The organism is Ectopseudomonas toyotomiensis (assembly GCF_900115695.1).
GTDB classification, from domain to species: Bacteria; Pseudomonadota; Gammaproteobacteria; order Pseudomonadales; family Pseudomonadaceae; genus Aquipseudomonas; species Aquipseudomonas toyotomiensis.
This window is the reverse complement of the sequence record NZ_FOXK01000012.1, coordinates 119,051-140,351: the sequence shown is the minus strand read 5'-3', so window position 1 is coordinate 140,351 and position 21,301 is coordinate 119,051. Positions and strand designations below refer to the sequence as shown.

At 64.0% G+C, this 21,301-nt stretch carries 18 protein-coding genes; 12 read left to right on the top strand and 6 right to left on the bottom strand.

Translation table 11 applies throughout. The features are described from left to right. Positions 1 to 9: 9 nt before the first annotated feature. The 3 genes from BM186_RS22175 to BM186_RS22165 form a co-directional block, all read right to left on the bottom strand. A complete protein-coding gene (locus BM186_RS22175; protein ID WP_074918456.1) occupies positions 10 to 951 on the bottom strand; it encodes an AEC family transporter in 942 nt (313 codons plus the stop codon). Positions 952 to 1,079: 128 nt separating this feature from the next. Next, positions 1,080 to 1,640 carry a response regulator transcription factor gene (locus BM186_RS22170; RefSeq protein WP_004424835.1) on the bottom strand — a complete coding sequence of 187 codons (561 nt, stop codon included), beginning with the start codon at positions 1,638 to 1,640 and terminating at the stop codon, positions 1,080 to 1,082. A 15-nt stretch (positions 1,641 to 1,655) separates the two neighbouring features. Further along, positions 1,656 to 2,909, bottom strand: coding sequence for an ATP-binding protein (locus BM186_RS22165; protein WP_017678902.1), 1,254 nt, complete (start codon positions 2,907 to 2,909; stop codon positions 1,656 to 1,658). A gap of 186 nt (positions 2,910 to 3,095) precedes the next feature. Between BM186_RS22165 and BM186_RS22160 the strand changes: the two genes are divergently transcribed. From BM186_RS22160 to BM186_RS22150, 3 genes are all read left to right on the top strand, one after another. Continuing rightward, the gene (locus BM186_RS22160) at positions 3,096 to 3,809 is read left to right on the top strand and encodes an SIMPL domain-containing protein (protein ID WP_072423087.1); all 714 of its coding nucleotides are present in this window, start codon (positions 3,096 to 3,098) and stop codon (positions 3,807 to 3,809) included. 225 nt (positions 3,810 to 4,034) lie between these two features. Beyond that, positions 4,035 to 5,633: an ABC transporter substrate-binding protein gene (locus BM186_RS22155; protein WP_074918454.1), complete on the top strand. Its 1,599-nt coding sequence runs from the start codon at positions 4,035 to 4,037 to the stop codon at positions 5,631 to 5,633. Between the two features lie 61 nt (positions 5,634 to 5,694). Then, on the top strand, positions 5,695 to 7,290 hold the full coding sequence (locus BM186_RS22150) for an ABC transporter substrate-binding protein (protein WP_074918453.1): 1,596 nt from the start codon (positions 5,695 to 5,697) through the stop codon (positions 7,288 to 7,290). Between the two features lie 53 nt (positions 7,291 to 7,343). Here BM186_RS22150 and BM186_RS22145 read toward each other — a convergent pair whose 3' ends face one another. After that, complete coding sequence (locus BM186_RS22145; RefSeq protein ID WP_074918450.1) at positions 7,344 to 8,573, bottom strand: M24 family metallopeptidase; 1,230 nt, start codon at positions 8,571 to 8,573, stop codon at positions 7,344 to 7,346. 187 nt (positions 8,574 to 8,760) lie between these two features. Between BM186_RS22145 and BM186_RS22140 the strand changes: the two genes are divergently transcribed. The 6 genes from BM186_RS22140 to BM186_RS22115 all read left to right on the top strand — a co-directional run bounded on the left by BM186_RS22140 (position 8,761) and on the right by BM186_RS22115 (position 15,336). Continuing rightward, positions 8,761 to 9,327 (top strand): cupin domain-containing protein, encoded by a 567-nt coding sequence (locus BM186_RS22140; protein ID WP_059390487.1) that lies wholly within the window; start codon positions 8,761 to 8,763, stop codon positions 9,325 to 9,327. A 178-nt stretch (positions 9,328 to 9,505) separates the two neighbouring features. Next, entirely contained in the window at positions 9,506 to 11,095 is a 1,590-nt protein-coding gene (locus tag BM186_RS22135) for an ABC transporter substrate-binding protein (protein WP_394327914.1), read from the top strand. A gap of 162 nt (positions 11,096 to 11,257) precedes the next feature. After that, positions 11,258 to 12,268, top strand: a complete 1,011-nt coding sequence (locus BM186_RS22130) for an ABC transporter permease subunit (protein WP_055984019.1) — start codon at positions 11,258 to 11,260, stop codon at positions 12,266 to 12,268. Positions 12,269 to 12,385: 117 nt separating this feature from the next. Continuing rightward, positions 12,386 to 13,288: an ABC transporter permease subunit gene (locus tag BM186_RS22125; protein WP_074918446.1), complete on the top strand. Its 903-nt coding sequence runs from the start codon at positions 12,386 to 12,388 to the stop codon at positions 13,286 to 13,288. A 102-nt stretch (positions 13,289 to 13,390) separates the two neighbouring features. Beyond that, a complete protein-coding gene (locus BM186_RS22120; protein ID WP_074918444.1) occupies positions 13,391 to 14,365 on the top strand; it encodes an ABC transporter ATP-binding protein in 975 nt (324 codons plus the stop codon). After that, a complete protein-coding gene (locus BM186_RS22115; RefSeq protein ID WP_072423094.1) occupies positions 14,365 to 15,336 on the top strand; it encodes a peptide ABC transporter ATP-binding protein in 972 nt (323 codons plus the stop codon). Before BM186_RS22120 ends, BM186_RS22115 begins: the two co-directional genes overlap by 1 nt. 95 nt (positions 15,337 to 15,431) lie before the next feature. Here the strand turns inward: BM186_RS22115 and BM186_RS22110 are convergent, their stop codons facing one another. Next, positions 15,432 to 16,604, bottom strand: a complete 1,173-nt coding sequence (locus BM186_RS22110) for an HD domain-containing phosphohydrolase (protein ID WP_074918442.1) — start codon at positions 16,602 to 16,604, stop codon at positions 15,432 to 15,434. Positions 16,605 to 16,775: 171 nt separating this feature from the next. Here BM186_RS22110 and ada point away from each other — a divergent pair, with 171 nt between their 5' ends. Further along, positions 16,776 to 17,798: a bifunctional DNA-binding transcriptional regulator/O6-methylguanine-DNA methyltransferase Ada gene (ada, locus tag BM186_RS22105; protein WP_074918505.1), complete on the top strand. Its 1,023-nt coding sequence runs from the start codon at positions 16,776 to 16,778 to the stop codon at positions 17,796 to 17,798. 96 nt (positions 17,799 to 17,894) lie between these two features. Here ada and BM186_RS22100 read toward each other — a convergent pair whose 3' ends face one another. Further along, positions 17,895 to 18,446 (bottom strand): DJ-1 family glyoxalase III, encoded by a 552-nt coding sequence (locus tag BM186_RS22100; RefSeq protein ID WP_074918430.1) that lies wholly within the window; start codon positions 18,444 to 18,446, stop codon positions 17,895 to 17,897. A 199-nt stretch (positions 18,447 to 18,645) separates the two neighbouring features. On the opposite strand from BM186_RS22100, the gene BM186_RS22095 reads away from it, so the two are divergent. Together BM186_RS22095 and trmA are read left to right on the top strand one after the other, a co-directional pair. Continuing rightward, complete coding sequence (locus BM186_RS22095) at positions 18,646 to 19,938, top strand: NCS2 family permease (RefSeq protein WP_074918428.1); 1,293 nt, start codon at positions 18,646 to 18,648, stop codon at positions 19,936 to 19,938. Between the two features lie 246 nt (positions 19,939 to 20,184). Beyond that, positions 20,185 to 21,273: a tRNA (uridine(54)-C5)-methyltransferase TrmA gene (gene trmA / locus BM186_RS22090; RefSeq protein ID WP_072423098.1), complete on the top strand. Its 1,089-nt coding sequence runs from the start codon at positions 20,185 to 20,187 to the stop codon at positions 21,271 to 21,273. The last annotated feature ends 28 nt before the right edge of the window (positions 21,274 to 21,301 follow it).

The window sequence follows — 21,301 nt, the reverse complement described above, 5'->3', positions numbered from 1 at the left end:
AAGGACGAGCTAGATCCAGCCGCCCCACTGCAGCAATAGCAGGCCAATATTGGTGGTGACCACCGCCGCCAGGGTGGTGATGACGATGATGGCTGCCGCCAGCTCATGGTTGGCGCCCACCGCACGAGCCATGACGAAGCTGGCGGCCGCCGTCGGGCTGGCGAAATAGAGAAACAGGATCGCCAGATCCGCCCCACGAAAGCCCAACAGCCAGGCGCCGAAGGTGCTCAGCAGCGGCAGCCAGACCATCTTCATCATGCCTGAACCGATAGCCGTGCCGCTGCTGCGGCGCAACGACGCCAGGCTCAGGGTGCCGCCAATGCAGATCAGCGCCAGCGGCAGGGTCATCTGCGCGAAGTACTCGGCCGAGGTCAGGAACCACTGCGGTAGCGGGATTTTCCAGTAGGCAATCGGTACCGCCAGCAGCACGCCAATGATCATCGGGTTGGTCACGATGCTGCGCGCGATGGCCTTGGCACCGGGTTTCACGCCCGGGCTGTAGATGGCCAGAACCACCGCAGAGAGCGCGTTGTAGCAGAGGATCACCAGTGCGGCGAGCAACGAGCCGACCGACAGGCCGTAGTCACCGTACATGCTGGTGGCCAGTGCCAGGCCGACGATACCGTTGTTACCGCGGAAGGCCCCCTGGGTGTAGATGCCACGATCCTCGAATGGCACCCGCCAGATCGCCCAGGCCCAGGCGACGAAGAACGACGCGGTGGTGGCAAGAAAGAAGTAGCTCAGCAACTGCGGCTGCATGGCCGCATCCAGATCCGCCTTGACCACACCGAGGAACAGCAGGGTCGGCATGGTGCCGCGAAACACCAGGCTCGAAGCGGTATCGATGAAGGGTGCATCGATCCAGCGCAGGCGTTTGAGCGCCACACCGAGAAACAGCATGGCGAACACGGGCGCAGTGATGGCGAGGGTTTGTGCAGCGACGGCGAGCATGACGACACCAGCAGGTTGTCTGACGACCTATGTTAGCTGGCTAAGCATTTATCGGCTACGGGCAAAGCTGGTTCTCCGTTCTGCGAACAGGGCTTTTGCCCATCGCGGCTAAAGCCCCTCCCACAAACTCAGCGGCGAACCGGGCGTTTCTGCAACTTGCGCTGCAGGGTGCGGCGATGCATGCCCAGGGCACGGGCGGTGGCGGAGATGTTGCCTTCATGCTCGGCCAGCACGCGCTGGATGTGTTCCCACTGCAGGCGGTCCACCGACATCGGATTTTCCGGCACCAGGCTGTCGAGGTCGGCATGCTCGGAAAGCAGCGCGGTGAGCACGTCGTCGGCATCGGCCGGTTTGCACAGGTAGTTGGCCGCGCCACGCTTGATCGCCTCCACCGCGGTGGCGATGCTGGAATAGCCGGTGAGGATCACCACACGCATCTCGGCGTCCAGCTCCAGCAGCTTGGGCAGCAGCACCAGACCGGAGTCGCCCTCCATCTTCAGGTCGACCACGGCGTAATCCGGCAGGTCGTCCTTGGCCAGGGCCAGGCCTTCTTCGGCGCTGGAGGCGGTAGATACGCGCAGACCGCGGCGGCTCATGGCACGCGCCATCACGCGGGTAAAGGTGGGATCGTCATCGACCAGCAGCAGATGGGGCTGCTCTTCGCCTTCGAACAGGGATTCGTCGCTCATGCTGGGTTTTCCTTGTCAGGCCACGCCATAGGCTCGCGGCAACTTCAATTCGGTGAGGGTGCCGCCTTCTTCATGGTTATACAACTTAACCGTGCCACCAGCACGGGTCACGCTGGCCTGGCTGAGGAACAGCCCCAGGCCGAACCCCTTGCCCTTGGTGGTGAAGAAGGGCCGGCCAAGCTGCTCGGCGATGGCCAGCGGCACGCCGGCGCCGTGGTCGCGGATGCTCAGGCGCAGCCACTGGTGGTCCCAGTCCAGGCGAATGTCGAGTTTGTCCGGGCAGGCGTCGGCAGCGTTGTTGAGCAGGTTGAGCAGCGCCTGGGTGAGATCGGCCGGTGGCATGATGCGCGGCGGCGTGCCGCGGCCGAGGCACTGATAGCGGTAGCTGGCCTCAGGACGCATCAGATGCCAGCGATTCAGAGTGGTTTCCAGCCATTCGACACAGGATTGCTCCACCACTGCCTGACGCCGATCATTCTCGGCGGCGCGCACCAGTTGCTGCAGGGTGTACTTGCACAGTTTGACCTGCTCCTGCAGCAGGGCCAGGTCATCCTGCAGCGCCGGCTTGTCGCGATACTCCTGGCGCAGCTCCTTGAGCAGCACGCTCATGGTGCCCAGCGGCGTACCCAGCTCATGGGCGGCGCCAGCGGCCTGAGTGGCCACGGCCAGCAGTTGCTGGTCACGCAGGCTTTCTTCGCGGCGTTCGGCGCGCAGCTCGTCCTGGCGGCGCAGCTCCTCGGCCATCTTCGCAACGAAGAAGGTGATCAGCGCAGCAGACAGGGCAAAGCTCAGCCACATGCCGTAAACCAACAGGCTCTCACGCGCTGCCGGCAGCTCGAGCGGATGGGTCCACACCAACAGCAGGGTGTAACCGGCCAACGCCAGGCCGGCCAGGACGATGGTGAACATCCACGGCAGTGTTGCCGCGGCGATGGTCAGCGGCACCAGATAATAGGACACGAAGGGGTTGGTCGAACCGCCCGAGTAATACAGCAGCACGCTGTGAATGATCAGGTCGCAGCCCAGCTGCACGGCGTACTCGACTTCGGTCACCGGCCAGGGGCCACGCAAGCGCATGGCAGTACCCAGGCACAGCAGCAGAGAAACGCCGAGGGTGACCGACAATTGCAACCAGGGTAGCGGTAGCATGCCCGACTTGTAGGCGAGACCGACCGAGCCAGCCTGAGCGGCCAGCACCAGAATACGGATAAGGGTCAGACGCCAGAGATTCTGGCGACTGGCGGAGAGTAACTGCACGGGTTCGAGCATGGCGACTCCATTGGTTGCGCCGAGTATAACCAAGCCTGGCGCGGCCTTCCGCCGCTGCGGCAACCGGACGCACACCTGACCAACGCCCTGGATGAAAAAAGTTGTAACGGCGTTGACCCGGATCGCGACTCGGCTTCGTCTAACCTCGGGAAACGGCCAAAAGGCCATCGAAAAAGGAACCGCACCATGCGCACCATGACCCGTATCGCCACCGCCCTCGCCCTCACCGCCGCCAGTCTGGCCAGCACCGGCCTGCTGGCCGCCGAGGCGCGCTACAACCAGATCGCCCTGCGCGCCGAGGTCAACCAGGAAGTGGCACACGATCTGATGCACGTCACCCTCTATACCGAAGCGCAGCACGCCGACCCGGCCAAGCTGGCCGCCGAGATCACCACCACCCTCAACAAGACGCTGGAGCAGGTACGCCAGGTGCGTGGTGTTTCGGTCAAGCTCGGCAGCCGCCACAGCTACCCGGTGTATGACGACAAGGGCCAGAAGATCACCGCCTGGCGCGAGCGCGCCGAGGTGCGCCTGGAAAGCGCCGACTTCGCCCGGCTTTCCGCATTGACCGGTGAATTGCTGCAATCGATGAAGATGGCCGGCATGGATTTCAGCATCGCCACCGACACCCGCAAGACCCGCGAGGACGCCATGCTCAAGGACGCCGTGAATGCCTTCAGGGCACGCGCGCAGCTGGCCACCGAAGCGCTTGGCGGCAAGGGCTACAAGCTGGTCAGCCTGAACCTCAACACCGGTGGTTTCCAGCCACCAGTGGCCATGCGCAACTTCGAAGCCAAGGGCATGGCGATGATGGACGCAGCCCCCACACCGCAAATCGAAGCCGGCACCAGCCAGGTCACGGTCAGCGCCGACGGCGTCATCGAAGTGCAGATGCCCTGAATCACGCTCCGCAACAAAGCAGCGCCGTTATCGCCAGATAACGGCGTTTCGCCATCTTTTCTCTGCAACATTTTCATAAATGCGACAGCAAATTACAGCACTGTAGCGCTAACCATTTCCTGCACAGCGCCCCTCTTGCCTCGGGCACAAGGCCTGCATAGTTTCGGCGGTGGTCTCCACAAGAGGCTCCTCAAGGACCACAACCACAACAACGATGAGGTCAAGATGCGCAAGAACGCCATTCTCCAGGCTTTACTTACCGCTGGGCTGATCGCCAGCGCTCCCCTCGCCAACGCCGCCAACCTGGTGTTCTGCTCCGAAGGCAGCCCCGCCGGCTTCGACCCCGGCCTGTACACCACCGGCACCGATTTCGACGCCGCCGCGGAAACCATCTTCAACCGCCTGACCCAGTTCGAGCGGGGCGGCACCAAGGTCGAGCCCGGCCTGGCGCAAAGCTGGGAAGTGTCCGAGGATGGCCTGGTCTACACCTTCAAGCTGCGCCCCGGGGTGAAGTTCCACACCACCGAGTACTTCAAACCCAGCCGCGAATTCAACGCCGACGACGTGCTGTTCACCTTCGGCCGCATGCTCGACAAGGACCATGCGTTTCGCAAGGCGTACCCCACCGAGTTCCCCTACTTCACCGACATGGGCATGGACAGCAATATCGCCAAACTGGAGAAGCTCGATGACCTGACCGTGCGTTTCACCCTCAACGAGGTGGACGCAGCCTTCGTGCAGAACCTGGCGATGAGCTTCGCCTCGATCCAGTCCGCCGAGTACGCCGATCAGTTGCTCAAGGCCGGCAAGGCCGCCGACATCAATCAGAAACCCATCGGCACCGGCCCCTTCGTGTTCAGCCGCTACCAGAAGGACGCAGTGATCCGCTACAAAGGCAACCAGGACTACTGGAAACCCGATGACGTGAAGATCGACAACCTGATCTTCGCCATCAACACCGACTCGTCCGTGCGCATGCAGAAACTGCGTGCCGGCGAATGCCACGTCACCCTGTTCCCGCGCCCGGCCGACATCGCCTCGCTGCAGCAGGACGCCAAGTTGCAGATGCCCGAGCAGGCCGGTTTCAACGTCGGCTACATCGCCTATAACGTCACCCACCCGCCGTTCGACAAACTGGAAGTGCGCCAGGCGCTGGACATGGCGGTGAACAAGCAGGCGATTCTCGATGCCGTTTACCAGAATGCCGGGCAGCTCGCGGTCAACGGCATGCCGCCGACCCAGTGGTCGTATAACGAAGACATCAAGGACCCGGCCTTCGACCCGGAAAAGGCCAAGGAGCTGCTCAAGGCTGCAGGCGTCAAGGAAGGCACCGAGATCACCCTGTGGGCCATGCCGGTACAGCGTCCGTACAACCCCAACGCCAGGCAGATCGCTGAAATGCTGCAGGCCGACTGGGCCAAGATCGGCATCAAGGCGCGCATCGTCAGCTACGAATGGGGCGAGTACCTCAAGCGCGCCAAGGCCGGAGAACACGACGCCATGCTGATCGGCTGGAGCGGTGACAACGGTGACCCGGACAACTGGCTCGGCACCCTCTATGGCTGCGACGCGGTCGACGGCAACAACTTCTCCAAATGGTGCTTCGAGGACTACGACAAACTGGTCAAGGCCGCCAAGCGCACCACCGACGTGGCCGAACGCACCGAGCTGTACAAGCAGGCGCAGGTGATCCTCAAGCGTGAGGTGCCGATCACGCCGCTGGCCCACTCCACCGTGTACCAGCCGATGCGCAAGGAAGTGCAGGACTTCCGCATCAGCCCGTTCGGCATCAACTCGTTCTATGGTGTAGGTATCGGCAAGTAACAAGCTGCAATCGGCGCCCTGAAAGGGGCGCCGATTGCAGGACGTTCAACCAGGAGTCACCATGCCTACCTTGCCCCTACTGCGCGGCGGCCTGCTGTTTGCCGCGCTGCTCGCTGCTCAGGCCCAGGCGGCCAACCTGGTGGTGTGTAGTGAAGCCAGCCCGGAAGGGTTCGACATCGTTCAATACACCGCAGCTACCACCGCCGATGCCACGGCGGAAACCCTGTTCGAACGCCTGGTGGCCTTCGCCCCTGGCAGCACCGAAATCGTCCCGGCATTGGCAGAAAGCTGGGAAATAGCCGATGACGGCCTGAGCTACACCTTCACCTTGCGCAAGGGAGTGAAATTCCACGCTAACAAGGATTTCACGCCAAGCCGCGCATTCAACGCCGACGATGTGCTGTGGAGCTTCCAACGCCAGCTCGATCCGGTTCACCCCAGGCACAAGCTGTCGTTACGCGGTTTCCCCTATGCCGAGGCCATGGGCCTGGCGCAGTTGATCGAGCGCGTGGAAAAGCTCGACGAACACCGCGTGCGCTTCGTCCTCAAACACCCGGAGGCGCCCTTCCTGGCCAACCTGGCCATGGGCTTCGCCTCCATCTATTCGGCCGAATACGCCAACCATCTGCTCGCGGCAGGTACCCCGGAGCGGCTGAACAACGTGCCCATCGGCACCGGCCCTTTCATCTTCGAGCGTTACGCCAAGGACGCCCAGGTACGCTTTCGCGGCAACCCGGATTACTGGGGCGGCGCGCCGAAGGTCGAGCGCCTGATACTGGCCATCACCCCCGAGCCCAACGTGCGCCAGCAACGCCTCAAGGCCGGCGACTGCCAGATCGCCCTCTACCCACGCCCAGTGGACATCCCAGCTCTGAAGGCCGACCCGCAACTGCAGGTGCTGGAGCTGGATTCGCTGCTGACCGCCTATATCGGCATCAACACCCGTCATCCTCCTCTGGACGACGTACGCGTGCGCCAGGCGCTGAACCTGGCGTTCGACAAGACCGCCTATATCCGTGCGCAATATGGCGAAGGCAACGCCACGCCGGCGGTGGCGCCCTACCCGGCCACCCTGTGGGGCCACGACGAAACGCTGCAGGACTGGCCGCACGATCCCGAGCGAGCGCGCCAACTGCTGGCCGAGGCCGGTCACGCCGATGGCTTCGCCCTGTCGATCTGGACCCGCCCCGGTGGTGGGCCAACCAACCCCAACCCCGGCATCGGCGCGCAGATGCTGCAGGCCGACCTCGCCGCCATCGGCATCCGCAGCGACATTCGCGTGTTCGAGTGGGGTGAGCTGATCAAGCGGGCCAAGAACGGCGAGCACGACCTGGTGTTCATGGGTTGGGCCGGCGACAACGGCGACCCGGACAACTTCCTCACCCCCAATCTGTCCTGCGCCGCGGCCGAAAGCGGCGAGAACCAGGCGGGCTGGTGCGACAAGGCCTTCGATGCCCTGATCACCCAGGCCCGCCGCGAGCCCGAGCAGAGCAAACGCGCCGTGCTGTATCGCCAGGCGCTGGCGATCTTCCATGAGCAGACGCCGTGGATTGCCCTCGCCCACCCCAAGCAGTTCGCAGCGCTGCGCAAGGGCGTCGAAGGCTTCGTGCTCAGCCCGATGGGCTCGAACAACTTTTCCAGGGTGAACGTGCCATGAACGGCCATGGCTCGATCCCGATGAAAAAAGCTTACGGGCCGACCTAGGCCTGGTTAAACGCCCAGACCGAAGGGGTCGTCCACCGAATGGCTGGGCTGGGTAAACCAGCGCGGGCCGTTGGCGGTCATGTAGAAGTGGTCTTCGAGACGGATACCAAACTCGCCCGGCACGCAGATCATCGGCTCGTTGCTGAAGCACATGCCCTCTGCCAGCGGAGTGTCATCGCCGCCAACCAGGTAAGGCCCCTCGTGAATGTCCAGGCCGATACCGTGACCCGTACGATGCGGCAAGCCTGGCAAGCTGTAGCCAGGCCCAAGCCCTACGGCCTGCAGGCTAAGCCGGGCCGCGGCGTCCACCGACGAACAGGGCGCCCCCAGGATGGCTGCCTCGAACGCCGCCTGCTGCGCGGCTTTCTCCTTGCTCCAGAAGTCGCGCTGACGCGCGCTGGGCGTGCCGAAAACGTAGCTGCGGGTGATATCCGACAGGTAACTGTGCACCTTGCAGCCGGTGTCGATCAGCACCATGTCGCCGTCCTTGAGCAGCTGCGCATGCTTGACCCCATGCGGAAAGGCACTGGCTGCGCCGAACAGCACGATGCAGAATGTCGAGCCAGGCGCACCGACACGGCGATGCGCCTGGTGGATGAACTCGGCAACTTCGGTGGTGCTGATACCTTCATGGAGGATGCTCGCAGCTGCCTTGTGCACTTCCAGGGTCATGTCCTTGGCGCGCTGCATCAGGGCGATTTCGGCTGACGATTTGCATTGGCGACAAGCCGTGGTGATGCCGCCAGCATCGACGAAGCGATAACCGCTGGTCAGTTGGCGAATGCCTTCAAACATGAAAAAAGGCAAAGAAGAACAGAGACCTACCTTCGGCTGCGCACCATCATTGGGCAATATTCCCAGGCGCTTCAGGCAATCCAGAAGCAGCGCATAGGGGCTTTCGTGCTCCTGCCAGGTATTGATCACGCCGGGCACCACCTGGAAATCGCGCACCGTGCCTTCCTCGAACGCCGGCGCCAGATACTCCAGTGCACCGCTGGCCGGCAGAATCGCCCCGACCATACGTTCGCTGGGATGCCACTGCACACCAGTGAAGTACTGCAGGTTGCTGCCGGCAGCCAGAAACAGCGCGGCGATATCCTGCTCGCGCATCAACGCCTGAGCGCGGTCGATGCGCGTCTGGTATTCAGCCTCAGTGATCGGCTGCGCGCCGGCCATCATGTTCTGCAGGCGCGCCAAAGCCTGCTCCGGCGTACTGCCACCCACTCCCAGTGTCATCTGCGCATCCTCGTCTGGCGCCCACGACGACCATCGTCACCGGGCAATTTGCTGCGGCAAAATTTAAGTGCAACTTAAATTCGGGTCAAAGATTTTTTCAGCTGTACTTAAAAAGCGCGCCGGCATCGGGCTGAAGTCCCTGCGCCTCATGGGTATACTGCGCTGACCCGAACAGCGAGCCACCTCCATGACCGCAGATCGCATTGGCGAACGCTTGCGCCGCTACCGGCGGGCCGCCGGCAAGACCCTCAATCAGGTAGCGGCAGACGCAGGCCTGACCGCCAGCTTCCTGTCCCAGGCAGAACGCAACCTGACCGGCGTATCGCTATCGTCGCTGGCGAGCATCGCCAAGTCACTCGATGTACCGCTCAACGTGCTGTTCGATCAGCCCACCCAGGCGCAACCGGATTCTCACGTCAACGAACGGGTGCGCTACACCGTAGGCGGTCAGTTGCTGGCCTACGAGCGCCTGTCCAGCTCATTTCCCGGCAACTCGATCAACGCGGTGAAGATGAACATTCCGGTGGGTTATCAGTCTGAACTGATCGCGCATGAGGGCGTGGAATTCTCCTACGTGCTCAGCGGGCAGATCGTCTACACCATCGAGGGTCGCGACTACCCCCTCGGCCCCGGCGACTCGGTGCATTTCGATGCCGGCAAGCTGCATCGCCTGGCCAATACCGCCGATACCCCGGCCGAAGTACTGACCATGACCACCATGGCGCTTTTCGGCGATCACCCCGCCAGCGAGTGATTTTTTGCCCCAATTCAGGGCGAATATGCGCAATGTTAGTGCTGCTTAATTTTTGTTGACCACAATTTCAGAATGACTTAATTTCGAGCCCGACCCGGTGGGCTACCCGCCTTCACCGCATACCGAGCTCGCGCTGCACCGAGGCGCGAACAAAAAGAAAAAAGAGGTTCGCATGCGTATGTCTCCCCTGTGCAAGGCCCTGCTTACCGCAGGACTGCTCACCAGTGCTTCGTTCGCCCACGCCAGCAACCTGGTGTATTGCTCCGAAGGCAGCCCGGGCGGTTTCGACCCCGGCCAGTACACCACCGGTACCGACTTCGATGCGGCCTCGGAAACCATCTTCAATCGCCTCGCCGAATTCGAGCGCGGCGGCACCAAGGCACAACCATCGCTGGCCAGCTCCTGGGACATCAGCGAAGACGGCCTGACCTACACCTTCCACTTGCGCGAAGGGGTCAAGTTCCACACCACCGACTACTTCAAGCCGACTCGCGACTTCAACGCCGACGATGTGCTGTTCACCTATCAGCGCATGCTCGATCGCAACCACCCGTTCCGCCAGGCCTACCCCAGCGAGTTTCCCTACTTCACCGATATGGGCCTGGACAAGAACATCGCCAAGATCGAGAAGACCGACGACATGACCGTGGTCTTCACCCTCAATGCCGTCGACGCCGCCTTCGTGCAGAACCTGGCGATGAGCTTTGCCGCGATACATTCGGCCGAATACGCCGACCAGTTGCTCAAGGCCGGCAAGGCCGCCGAGATCAACCAGAAGCCCATCGGCACCGGCCCGTTCGTGTTCAGCCGCTATCAGAAGGACGCGGTGATCCGCTTCAAGGGCAACCAGGACTACTGGAAACCCGATGACGTCAAGATCGACAACCTGATCTTCTCCATCAACACCGACGCCTCGGTGCGTGCACAGAAGCTGCGCGCCGGCGAATGCCACGTCACCCTCAACCCGCGCCCTGCCGACCTGCAGAGTCTGCAGGCCGACAAGAATCTCAATGTACCGACCGAGCCTGGCTACAACGTCGGCTACATCGCCTACAACGTCACCCGTGCGCCGTTCGACAAGCGCGAAGTGCGTCAGGCGCTGGACATGGCCGTGAACAAGGCGGCCATCATCGACGCCGTGTACCAGGGTGCCGGCCAGCTGGCCGTGAACGGCATGCCACCGACCCAGTGGTCCTACGACGAGTCGATCAAGGATGCCGCCTACGACCCGGAGAAAGCCAAGGAGCTGCTCAAGGCCGCTGGCGTGAAGGAAGGGACCGAAATCACCCTGTGGGCCATGCCTGTGCAGCGGCCCTACAACCCCAATGCGCGGCTGATGGCCGAGATGCTGCAAAACGACTGGGCCAAGGTGGGTATCAAGGCGCGCATCGTCAGCTACGAGTGGGGCGAATACATCAAACGCGCCCATGCCGGTGAACACGACGCCATGCTGATCGGCTGGACCGGCGACAACGGTGACCCGGACAACTGGCTCGGCACCCTGTACGGCTGCGCCTCGGTAGACGGCAACAACTTCTCCAAGTGGTGCGACAGCGAATACGACAAGCTGGTGGTCGCCGCCAAGCGCGTCACCGACCAGGAGCAACGCAGCGAGCTGTATCGTCAGGCCCAGGTCGTTCTCAAGCGCGAAGTGCCGATCACGCCGATCGCTCACTCCACGGTCTACCAACCGATGCGCAGCAGCGTCGAAGGCTTCCAGATCAGCCCCTTCGGGCGCAACAGCTTCATCGGTGTCAGCAACAACTGATAGCCCGTTGCGCGACCGCCGCTGCGCGAGCGCCGTTGAACGACGCCCCGGGCAAACGCCCGGGGCACGTCGTGATCGAACAGCTAACCTGCAACATGCTCGAAGGAATCGCCAGATTTCCAGGCTGTTCGATACCGTTCTGATTAGGAGTTACCCACCGCCATGCTGAGCTTCATTGCACGCCGCCTGGGCTTGCTGATCCCCACCTTCTTCGGCGTCACCCTGCTGACCTTCGCGCTGATCCGCCTGATCCCCGGTGACCCGGTGGAGGTGATGATGGGCGAGCGCCGCGTCGATCCGGAAATGCACGCTCAGGCCATGGAACGCCTGGGGCTGAACAAGCCCCTGTATGCGCAGTATTTCGACTACATCGGCCAGCTCGCCAGCGGCAACCTGGGCGAGTCACTGCGCTCGCGTGAAAGCGTGTGGAAAGAGTTTCTCACCCTGTTTCCCGCCACTGTCGAACTGGCCCTGGCTGCCTTGCTGTTCGCCGGCACCCTCGGCGTGATCGCCGGGGTAATCGCTGCACTCAAGCGCGGCTCGCTGTTCGACCACGGGGTGATGGGCATCTCGCTGACCGGCTATTCGATGCCGATCTTCTGGTGGGGCCTGCTGCTGATCATGTTCTTCTCGGTGGGCCTGGGCTGGACGCCGGTATCCGGGCGTATCGACCTGCTCTACGACATTCCGCCGGTCACCGGCTTCATGCTGATCGACACCCTGCTTTCCGAAGAGCAAGGTGCCTTCGTCGACGCACTGCGCCACCTGATCCTGCCGGCCATCGTGCTCGGCACCATTCCGCTGGCGGTGATCGCGCGGATGACCCGCTCGGCCATGCTCGAAGTGCTGCGCGAGGACTACATCCGCACCGCGCGCGCCAAGGGCCTGTCGCCGACGCGGGTGGTCTTCGTGCATGGCCTGCGCAATGCCTTGATCCCGGTGCTGACCGTGTTCGGTCTGCAGGTTGGCGCCCTGCTGGCCGGCGCAGTGCTGACCGAAACCATCTTCTCCTGGCCGGGCATCGGCAAGTGGCTGATCGAAGCCATCGGCGCCCGCGACTACCCGGTGGTGCAGAACGGCATCCTGCTGATCGCCTGCCTGGTGATCCTGGTCAACTTCACCGTGGACATCCTCTATGGCCTGGCCAATCCACGTATTCGCCATCAGAAGTGAGGAAGGCGTGATGAATCGACAGACCCTAGGGGGGCGCGGGGCCGCCCAGGCCGTGCGCCCCAATAGCGGCGACCAACCATCGGTGCGCACAGCGCACCCTACCCAGGGGGTATGCCCATGACTGCAGCCACCAGCCTCGACCAGAGCCTGCTCTACCCCTCGCCGCTGAAAGAATTCTGGCAAGCCTTCAGCCATAACAAGGGTGCCGTCTGTGGCCTCGGCTTCATGCTGCTGATGGTGTTCTGCGCGCTGTTCGCGCCCTGGGTCGCGCCGCACCATCCCAGCGAGCAGTATCGCGATTTCCTGCTCACCCCGCCGGTCTGGCTGGACGGTGGTCAGTGGCGCTTCCTGCTCGGCACTGACGAGCTGGGCCGCGACCTGCTCTCGCGCCTGATCCACGGTGCACGCCTGTCGCTGCTGATCGGCCTGGCTTCGGTGGTGCTGTCGCTGCTTCCCGGCATCCTGCTGGGCCTGGTCGCTGGTTTTTTCCCGCGCCTGCTCGGCCCTGGCATCATGCGCCTGATGGACATCATGCTGGCGCTGCCCTCGCTGCTGCTGGCCGTGGCCATCGTCGCCATCCTCGGCCCAGGGCTGATCAACACCATTTTCGCCATCGCCATCGTCTCGCTGCCCTCCTACGTACGCCTGACCCGCGCGGCCGTGATGGGCGAGTTGAACCGCGACTACGTCACCGCTGCGCAACTGGCCGGCGCCAGCCTGCCCCGGCTGATGTTCTTCACCGTGCTGCCCAACTGCATGGCGCCGCTGATCGTGCAGGCCACCCTGAGCTTTTCCTCGGCGATTCTCGACGCCGCCGCGCTGGGTTTTCTCGGCCTCGGCGTACAACCGCCGACACCCGAGTGGGGCACCATGCTGGCCTCGGCGCGCGACTATATCGAACGCGCCTGGTGGGTGGTGACCCTGCCTGGCCTGGCGATTCTGCTTAGCGTACTGGCGATCAACCTGATGGGTGACGGCCTGCGCGACGCCCTCGACCCGAAACTGAAGAACGCCATCTGAGGAGGCCCATATGCACAAGATGATCTCGGTGCGCATGGCGCACCACAGCTGCGCAGCGTGGACGGGAAAAGCATCGCCCACCCTACGCACGGAGGGCGCCCGATGAGCCTGCTGGATATCCGCAACCTCTCCGTGCGTTTCGGCGCGTCTGACGCCGTGCCGGTGGTCGACGGGCTCGATCTGAGTGTGGAAAAAGGTGAAGTGCTGGCCATCGTCGGCGAGTCCGGCTCCGGCAAGTCGGTGACCATGATGGCGCTGATGGGCCTGATCGACGCGCCCGGTATCGTCCAGGCAGATTGCATGCAGTTCGACAGCACCGACATGCTGCGTCTGAAGGGCCGGCAGCGTCGGCGTATCGTCGGCAAGGACCTGTCCATGGTCTTCCAGGACCCGATGACCGCGCTCAATCCCAGCTACACCGTAGGCTTCCAGATCGAGGAAGTGCTGCATCAGCACCTCGGTCTGAAAGGCAAAGCGGCGCGCGCTCGCGCCCTGGAGCTGCTGGAAAGGGTCGAGATACCTGGCGCTGCCAGTCGGCTCGATGCCTACCCTCATCAGCTCTCCGGCGGCATGAGCCAGCGCGTGGCAATCGCCATGGCGATTGCCGCCGAACCCAAGCTGCTGATCGCCGACGAACCCACCACTGCGCTGGACGTGACCATCCAGGCGCAGATCATGGAGCTGCTGCTGGATCTGCAGCGCGACCAGGGCATGGCCCTGGTGCTGATCACCCACGACCTGGCCGTGGTGGCTGAAACCGCCCAGCGCGTCTGCGTGATGTACGCCGGGCAAGCGGTGGAGCTGGGCCAGGTGCCAGCTCTGTTCGATGCGCCCAGTCATCCATACACCGAAGCCTTGCTCAAGGCGATCCCCGAACACAGCGCCGGTGCCAGCCGCCTGGCGACCCTGCCCGGTATCGTGCCCGGCCGTTATGACCGCCCACAGGGCTGCCTGCTGTCACCACGCTGCCCCTATGTGCAGCCGCGTTGCCGCGAAGAGCGTCCAACCCTGGACGCACACGAGCGAGGCGCCGCGCGCTGCTTCTTTCCTCTTGTCCCCCCGGCGGAGGTGGCCTGATGAGCACCGTACTTCAAGCCCGTGAGCTGACCCGCCACTACAGCGTCTCGCGCGGCCTGTTCAAACCGGCAGCGTTGGTGCAGGCGCTCAACGGCGTGTCGTTCAGCCTGGAGGCCGGCAAGACCCTGGCGGTGGTTGGCGAGTCCGGCTGCGGCAAGTCCACCCTGGCCCGCGCCCTGACCCTGATCGAAGAGCCCAGCGCCGGTAGCCTGCAAATCGCCGGACGCGAGGTGGCCGGCGCCAGCCATGCCGAGCGCAAACAGCTGCGCCGCGACGTGCAGATGGTGTTCCAGAACCCCTACGCCTCGCTAAACCCGCGGCAGAAGATCGGTGACCAGCTGGCCGAACCGCTGCTGATCAACACCGACCTGTCGCGTGCCGAGCGCCGTGAGAAGGTGCAGGCGATGATGCAGCAGGTGGGGCTGCGCCCCGAGCACTACCAGCGCTACCCGCACATGTTCTCCGGTGGTCAGCGCCAGCGCATCGCCCTGGCCCGCGCCATGATGCTGCAGCCCAAGGTGCTGGTGGCGGACGAGCCGACCTCGGCGCTGGACGTGTCGATCCAGGCGCAGGTGCTCAATCTGTTCATGGACCTGCAGGAGCAGTACCAGACCGGCTACGTGTTCATCTCGCACAACCTTGCGGTGGTGCGCCATGTCGCCGACGACGTGCTGGTGATGTACCTAGGCCGCCCGGTGGAGATGGGCGCGGCCGAGGCGCTCTACGCCCGCCCGCTGCACCCCTACACTCGCGCCCTGCTGTCGGCAACGCCGGCGATTCATCCCGATCCGGACAAGCCACGGATGAAGATCAGTGGCGAGTTGCCCAATCCGCTGAACCCGCCATCCGGCTGTGCCTTCCACAAGCGCTGCCCGCATGCCGACGAACGCTGCCGCGGCGAACGCCCTGAGCTGCGCCTGATCGATACGCGGCAGGTGGCCTGCCATCATGTGGAGCGGATCGTCGACTAGCAGGCCATGGCGCGCCGCGCGGTAGGGGCTCGCGGCACACCCTACAGGTCAAATGCCAGCCGCCGGTCCCAAGCGATGGATTGAGCGACGCCACATCATGGCGTCGGCGGCAGCGTCAACTCGATGCTTTCGGCCAACGAATCCTCCAACCGCTGCAACTCCACGCCGACCGCGGCGGCGTCGTCGGCCAGGGTTTCGGCGATATGCAGGAACTCCGTCGTAGCTTCGACGAAGGCCAGCACCACCATGGGGTCGAAGCGCGTGCCGCTGGCCGCGCTGATCTGCGCCACCGCCTGCGCCGGGCTGATGGGCGGCAGATAGGGATGCCGACAGCTCAGCTCTTCGAAGTGCCCCACCAGCGCCATCAGCCGCGCCGAAAGCGGAATCTGCTCGCCGAGCAGCCCCTGTGGATAGCCTTTGCCGTCCCAGCGCTCGTGCTGGCCGTAGACGATATCCTTGGCATCGGAGAGAAAGTTGGTGACGCTGCCCAGCTTGCGCTCGGCTCGCTCCAACGCGTCCCGGCCGGCGATCACCCCCTCGCTCAGCAGACGCAGGTCATTTTCATCCGGCTCGCCGTGGCTGAGCAGCACACGATCCGGCAGGGTCAGTCGGTCGATCACATGCAGCATGGCCGACTTGCCCAACTGGGCGATGCGTTCCTCGTTCAGAGACTCCGACAAGGCAGGCTGCTGCCGCGCTAACGCTGCGGTCAGGCAGGTCATGTAGCGCTCGATACGCTCCAGGCGACGACTGCTCGGGTTGTCACGCATGACGGCAACGCTGGCCATGGCCTCGATGGTGACATCCTGCAGGTTCTGGATATCGCGCGTACGGCGCTTGACCTCGAGTTCCAGATACTCGCTCTTGTCACGCAGGTAATCGGTGGCCGCCTTGAGCTGCAGCTGCGCTCGAACACGCGCGAGCACGATGGGCGCACTGACCGGTTTGGTGATGTAGTCGGCAGCGCCGAGGTCGAAGCCCAACTGCTCGTCGGCGGCATCGCTGCGGCCGGTGACCAGGATCAGCGGGATATGGCGGGTCTGCGGATCGGTCCTGAGCCCGCGACAGAGCGCGTAGTCGTCCTGCCAGCCCAGCAGAATCAGGTCTGGCTGCGGTCGCGACCTGGCGGCGTGCAGCGCCTCCTCGCTGCCAACCAGCCTTACCTGGTAGCGGTCGGCCAACAGCGCGCCGAGGCGCTGGCGCGCGTCGACTGCATCGTCCACAACCAGAATCAGTTCCTGCTCCGGTCTATCGAGCATCCCGCGCATGGCGATCTCCGTTGGCACTTGCCTATCCATCATTAAAGGCGCTGGGCCGCAGTTGCGCTCAGGCCGTCATACAAATGACCTCGACAGGGCTTTGAAAGTGCAATGCGGATTGGCAGAGCGGTGAACGCAGTCGACAATCGTCAGCAAGATCGTCAGCACAAGGGCTGCTCCATGCTTGACCAGGAACGCTGTTGGCAGGCCGTTTGCGAACGTGATGAGGCGTTCGACGGGCGCTTCGTTTTCACCGTACGCAGCACCGGTATTTACTGCCGGCCGAACTGTCCTGCGCGGCGACCACGGCGCGACAACGTCAGCTTCCATGCCGATGCAGCCAGTGCCGAGGCAGCCGGCTTTCGCCCGTGCAAGCGCTGCTCACCGCAGGGGCAAAGCCCAGCGCAGCAACTCGACGCGCTGGTTACAGCTGCCTGTGCGCTTCTGAGTGGCGAGCAACGCCTGACGCTGCCGCAGCTGGCGGCACGCATCGGCCTGTCGCCATCGCATCTGGCCCGGGCGTTCAAGGCGCGCACCGGGATGACGCCCAATGCCTGGGCGGCGGCGCAGCGCCGCCAACGCCTGGATGCTCAATTGCCAGAGGCAGACAATGTGCTCGATGCTGCCCTGGCTGCCGGCTATTCCGGGACCCGTGCGCTGTATGAACAGCCTCAGGCAATGAGCCCCGCGCAACGTCGCCAACGCGGCGCTGGCGAGCGCCTGCGTTACAGCATTGCTCCCTGCCCGCTCGGCCAGGTGCTGCTGGCCACCAGCGACAAGGGCGTTTGCGCCCTGCTGTTTGGCGATGAGCCGCAAACGCTGCGCGTCGAACTGCAACAGCGCTTCGCCGCCGCCCAGCTCGAAGAAGATGAACAGGGTCTGCGCAACTGGCTGCAGCAAGTGCTGGCGCAACTCGAAGAACCCGAGCGCGCCGCCCATCTGCCCCTGGACATTCGCGGCACGGCCTTTCAGCAACGGGTCTGGCAGGCGCTGCAGAACATTCCCAGTGGCGAGACCCGCAGCTACACCGATCTGGCCGGACAACTGCACAGTCACCCACGGGCGATTGCCCGTGCCTGCGCCAGCAATGCCATCGGCCTGCTGCTGCCCTGTCATCGCGTGGTGGCCAGCGATGGTAGCCTCAGCGGCTACCGCTGGGGACTGCAGCGCAAGCGGCGCTTGTTGGAGCAGGAACAGTCGTAGGGTGTCGCGGATTCGCGGTGCGCGCGGCGCACCCTACCCTTCGATGCGCACAAACGGCCGTAGGGTGCGCCGTGCGCACCAGTGCTCCTGGGGCTTCTATACCAGCATCGCCTTGGCCACATCGGTGCGCGTGCCGCGCCCGACCAGTTGCTCCACCAGGGTCAGGGCAAACGCCAATGCCGTTCCCGGGCCCTGGCTGGTGATGCAATTACCATCGACCACCACCGCCTCATCGACGAAGGTGCAGCCGCTCAGTCGATCACTGAACGCTGGGTAACAAGTCATACGCCGCTGCCTGAGCACCCCGTAGCTCTGCAAGGCCAACGCGGGCGCAGCGCAGATCGCGGCGAACAGCTCGCCCGCCTTGGCCTGCTTGCGTACGCGCTCGGCCAGCGGCTCGAAGTCAGCCAGATGCTGCGCACCCGGCATGCCACCGGGCAGGACGATCAGGTCGAAGTCCTGCGCCAGCACGTCCACCAGCATGGCATCGGCGGTCAGTCGGGTGCCGCGGGCGCAGGTGATCATCCTGCGCTCTCCGATACTCGCTACCAGTACCTCGATATCAGCGCGGCGCAGCACGTCAATCAGCGTCACGCATTCGAGATCTTCGACACCATCGGCGACTGCAATCAGTGCTCGCTTGCTCATCTCACCACTCCTTCAGACAGAAAATGAAACTGTCCACCTGGTCATAAAAAGACACGACAGACCGTAAATTCACCCGGCAAAACCTTGCTGGTATGATGCGCGGCTTTTGCCAGATCGAGCAATTTTCCGGCCTGCATGGACGGATGTGCTTTGCTTTGTGCAGATCAATTTCGGCGCGTTCGCGCCTCGGGGAGCCACCATGCTGGAAAGACTGTTCCAACTCAAAGCCCATAACACCACGGTGCGCACCGAGGTCCTGGCCGGGATCACCACCTTCCTGACCATGGCCTACATCCTCTTCGTCAACCCGGAAATGCTGGCCAAGACCGGCATGGACCACGGCGCGGTGTTCGTCGCCACCTGCCTGGCTGGCGCCATCGGCTCGCTGATCATGGGCCTGCTGGCCAACTACCCGATAGCCCTGGCGCCCGGCATGGGCCTCAACGCCTTCTTCACCTACACCGTGGTGATGACCATGGGCTACAGCTGGCAGACCGCTCTGGGCGCGGTGTTCCTCTCCGGCGCGATCTTCTTCCTGTTGTCGATCTTCAAGATCCGCGAGTGGATCATCAACAGCATCCCCCTGGCGCTACGCGCCGGTATCGCCGCCGGCATCGGCCTGTTCCTGGCAATCATCGCACTGAAGAACGCCGGCATCGTGGTCGATCATCCGGCCACCCTGGTCGGCCTTGGCGACATGAGCAAGGGCGGCGCGCTGTTGGCCTGCCTGGGCTTCTTCGTAATCGCCGCCCTGGCCTATCGCAGGGTCACCGGCGCGGTGATGATCGGCATCCTGCTGGTCACCGGCCTGTCCATTGTCCTCGGCCTGTCCGAGCTGCAGGGCGTGGTGTCGATGCCACCGTCGCTGATGCCGACCCTGCTGCAGCTGGATATTACCGGCGCGCTGGATATCGGCCTGATCAGCGTGATCTTCGCCTTCCTCTTCGTCGACCTGTTCGACACCTCCGGCACCCTGGTCGGCGTGGCGCAAAAGGCCGACCTGCTGGACAAGGACGGCAAGATGCCGCGCCTGGGCCGCGCCCTGCTGGCCGACAGCACCGCGACCATGGCCGGCGCCGCGCTGGGCACCAGCACCACCACCAGCTACATCGAATCCGCTGCCGGCATCAGTACCGGCGGGCGTACCGGCCTGACTGCCTGCGTGGTCGCCGCGCTGTTCCTCCTGGCCCTGTTCTTCGCTCCACTGGCCGGCGCCGTACCGGCCTATGCCACCGCGCCGGCGCTGCTGTTCGTCGCCGTGCTGATGATGAGCAGCCTGGCGCAGATCGACTGGGACGACCTGACCGTAGCCGCCCCGGTAGTGGTCGCCGCGCTGGCCATGCCGCTGACTTTCTCCATCGCCAACGGCATCGCGTTCGGCTTCATCGCCTGGACCGCAGTCAAGGTACTGGCCGGCCGCTGGCGCGAACTGAACCCGGCGATGTGGGTGCTCTCGGCCCTGTTCATCGTCAAACTGGCCTACTTCGCCTGATCAACCGATAACGGCGTACTGCTTCGCGAGTACGCCCTACGCTGCACCCCGGACCATCTGCGTAGGGTGGGCCGGGCGGCGTTCCGCTTCAGCCCGCCGTCAGCGCTCGTCATGAGTGTTGCCACGCTACGCGTGGGAACGCCTCCCCGGAGTCTCCGCGTCCCGCACACCAATTATCGCCAGCCGGGCACGGCAGCATCGCCTCCGCTACAATGGCGCCCCGTTTTTCTGCCCCATGAGTGACCGATGAGCCGCCCCGCATTCGACCCCGCCACCTACGACGCCCAACTCGCCGAGAAGAGGGCCCTTCTGGTCGAACTGCTGGCGCCCTTCGGCGCGCCGGAGCCTGCGGTGTTCGACTCGCCGCGCGAGCACTACCGCATGCGCGCCGAGTTTCGCCTGTGGCGTGAAGACGGCCAGCGCCACTACGCGATGTTCGCCCCGGGCGACAAACACACGCCGATCCTGCTCGACGACTTCCCCATCGCCAGCCTGCGCATCAACGAGCTGATGCCGCGCCTGCGCGCTGCCTGGCAGGCCAGCGAAGCGTTATCGTTCAAACTGTTCCAGGTAGAGTTTCTCACCACCCTGGCCGGTGATGCGCTGATCACTCTGGCCTACCACCGCCCGCTGGACGACGTCTGGCAAGCCGAGGCGGAAAAGCTGGCCGCCGAGCTGAACGTCAGCCTGGTCGGCCGCTCCCGCGGTCAGCGCCTGGTGATCGGTCGCGACTATGTGGAAGAAGAATTGACCGTAGCCGGGCGCAGCTTCCGTTATCGCCAACCGGAAGGCGCCTTCACCCAGCCCAACGGCAAGGTCTGCGAGAAGATGCTGGGTTGGGCCTATGACGTACTCGGCGAACGCGACGACGACCTGCTGGAGCTGTACTGCGGCAACGGCAACTTCACCCTGCCGCTGGCCACCCGCGTACGCCGCGTGCTGGCTACCGAAATCAGCAAGACCTCGGTGAACGCCGCCCTGGCCAACCTGGCTGACAACGGTGTGAACAATGTCGAGCTGGTGCGCCTTTCCGCCGAGGAGCTGACCCAGGCGCTGAATGAGGTGCGCCCATTCCGCCGCCTGGCCGGCATCGACCTCAAGAGCTATGAGTTCGGCAGCGTCTTCGTCGACCCGCCGCGCGCCGGCATGGACCCGGACACTTGCGAGCTGACTCGCCGTTTCGAGCGCATCCTCTATATCTCCTGCAACCCGGAGACCCTGGCCGCCAACATCGCCCAGCTCAACGACACCCACAAGGTGACGCGCAGCGCGCTGTTCGACCAGTTCCCCTACACCCACCATATGGAAGCGGGTGTGCTGCTGGAGCGGCGCTGAACCGCCCCTCGTAGCCCTGATGCAATCC

Coding starts and splice junctions, on each gene's coding strand:
- BM186_RS22175 (WP_074918456.1), bottom strand. CDS start 951: ATGCTCGCCGTCGCTGCACAAACCCTCGCCATCACTGCGCCCGTGTTC.
- BM186_RS22170 (WP_004424835.1), bottom strand. CDS start 1,640: ATGAGCGACGAATCCCTGTTCGAAGGCGAAGAGCAGCCCCATCTGCTG.
- BM186_RS22165 (WP_017678902.1), bottom strand. CDS start 2,909: ATGCTCGAACCCGTGCAGTTACTCTCCGCCAGTCGCCAGAATCTCTGG.
- BM186_RS22160 (WP_072423087.1), top strand. CDS start 3,096: ATGCGCACCATGACCCGTATCGCCACCGCCCTCGCCCTCACCGCCGCC.
- BM186_RS22155 (WP_074918454.1), top strand. CDS start 4,035: ATGCGCAAGAACGCCATTCTCCAGGCTTTACTTACCGCTGGGCTGATC.
- BM186_RS22150 (WP_074918453.1), top strand. CDS start 5,695: ATGCCTACCTTGCCCCTACTGCGCGGCGGCCTGCTGTTTGCCGCGCTG.
- BM186_RS22145 (WP_074918450.1), bottom strand. CDS start 8,573: ATGACACTGGGAGTGGGTGGCAGTACGCCGGAGCAGGCTTTGGCGCGC.
- BM186_RS22140 (WP_059390487.1), top strand. CDS start 8,761: ATGACCGCAGATCGCATTGGCGAACGCTTGCGCCGCTACCGGCGGGCC.
- BM186_RS22135 (WP_394327914.1), top strand. CDS start 9,506: ATGTCTCCCCTGTGCAAGGCCCTGCTTACCGCAGGACTGCTCACCAGT.
- BM186_RS22130 (WP_055984019.1), top strand. CDS start 11,258: ATGCTGAGCTTCATTGCACGCCGCCTGGGCTTGCTGATCCCCACCTTC.
- BM186_RS22125 (WP_074918446.1), top strand. CDS start 12,386: ATGACTGCAGCCACCAGCCTCGACCAGAGCCTGCTCTACCCCTCGCCG.
- BM186_RS22120 (WP_074918444.1), top strand. CDS start 13,391: ATGAGCCTGCTGGATATCCGCAACCTCTCCGTGCGTTTCGGCGCGTCT.
- BM186_RS22115 (WP_072423094.1), top strand. CDS start 14,365: ATGAGCACCGTACTTCAAGCCCGTGAGCTGACCCGCCACTACAGCGTC.
- BM186_RS22110 (WP_074918442.1), bottom strand. CDS start 16,604: ATGCGCGGGATGCTCGATAGACCGGAGCAGGAACTGATTCTGGTTGTG.
- ada (WP_074918505.1), top strand. CDS start 16,776: ATGCTTGACCAGGAACGCTGTTGGCAGGCCGTTTGCGAACGTGATGAG.
- BM186_RS22100 (WP_074918430.1), bottom strand. CDS start 18,446: ATGAGCAAGCGAGCACTGATTGCAGTCGCCGATGGTGTCGAAGATCTC.
- BM186_RS22095 (WP_074918428.1), top strand. CDS start 18,646: ATGCTGGAAAGACTGTTCCAACTCAAAGCCCATAACACCACGGTGCGC.
- trmA (WP_072423098.1), top strand. CDS start 20,185: ATGAGCCGCCCCGCATTCGACCCCGCCACCTACGACGCCCAACTCGCC.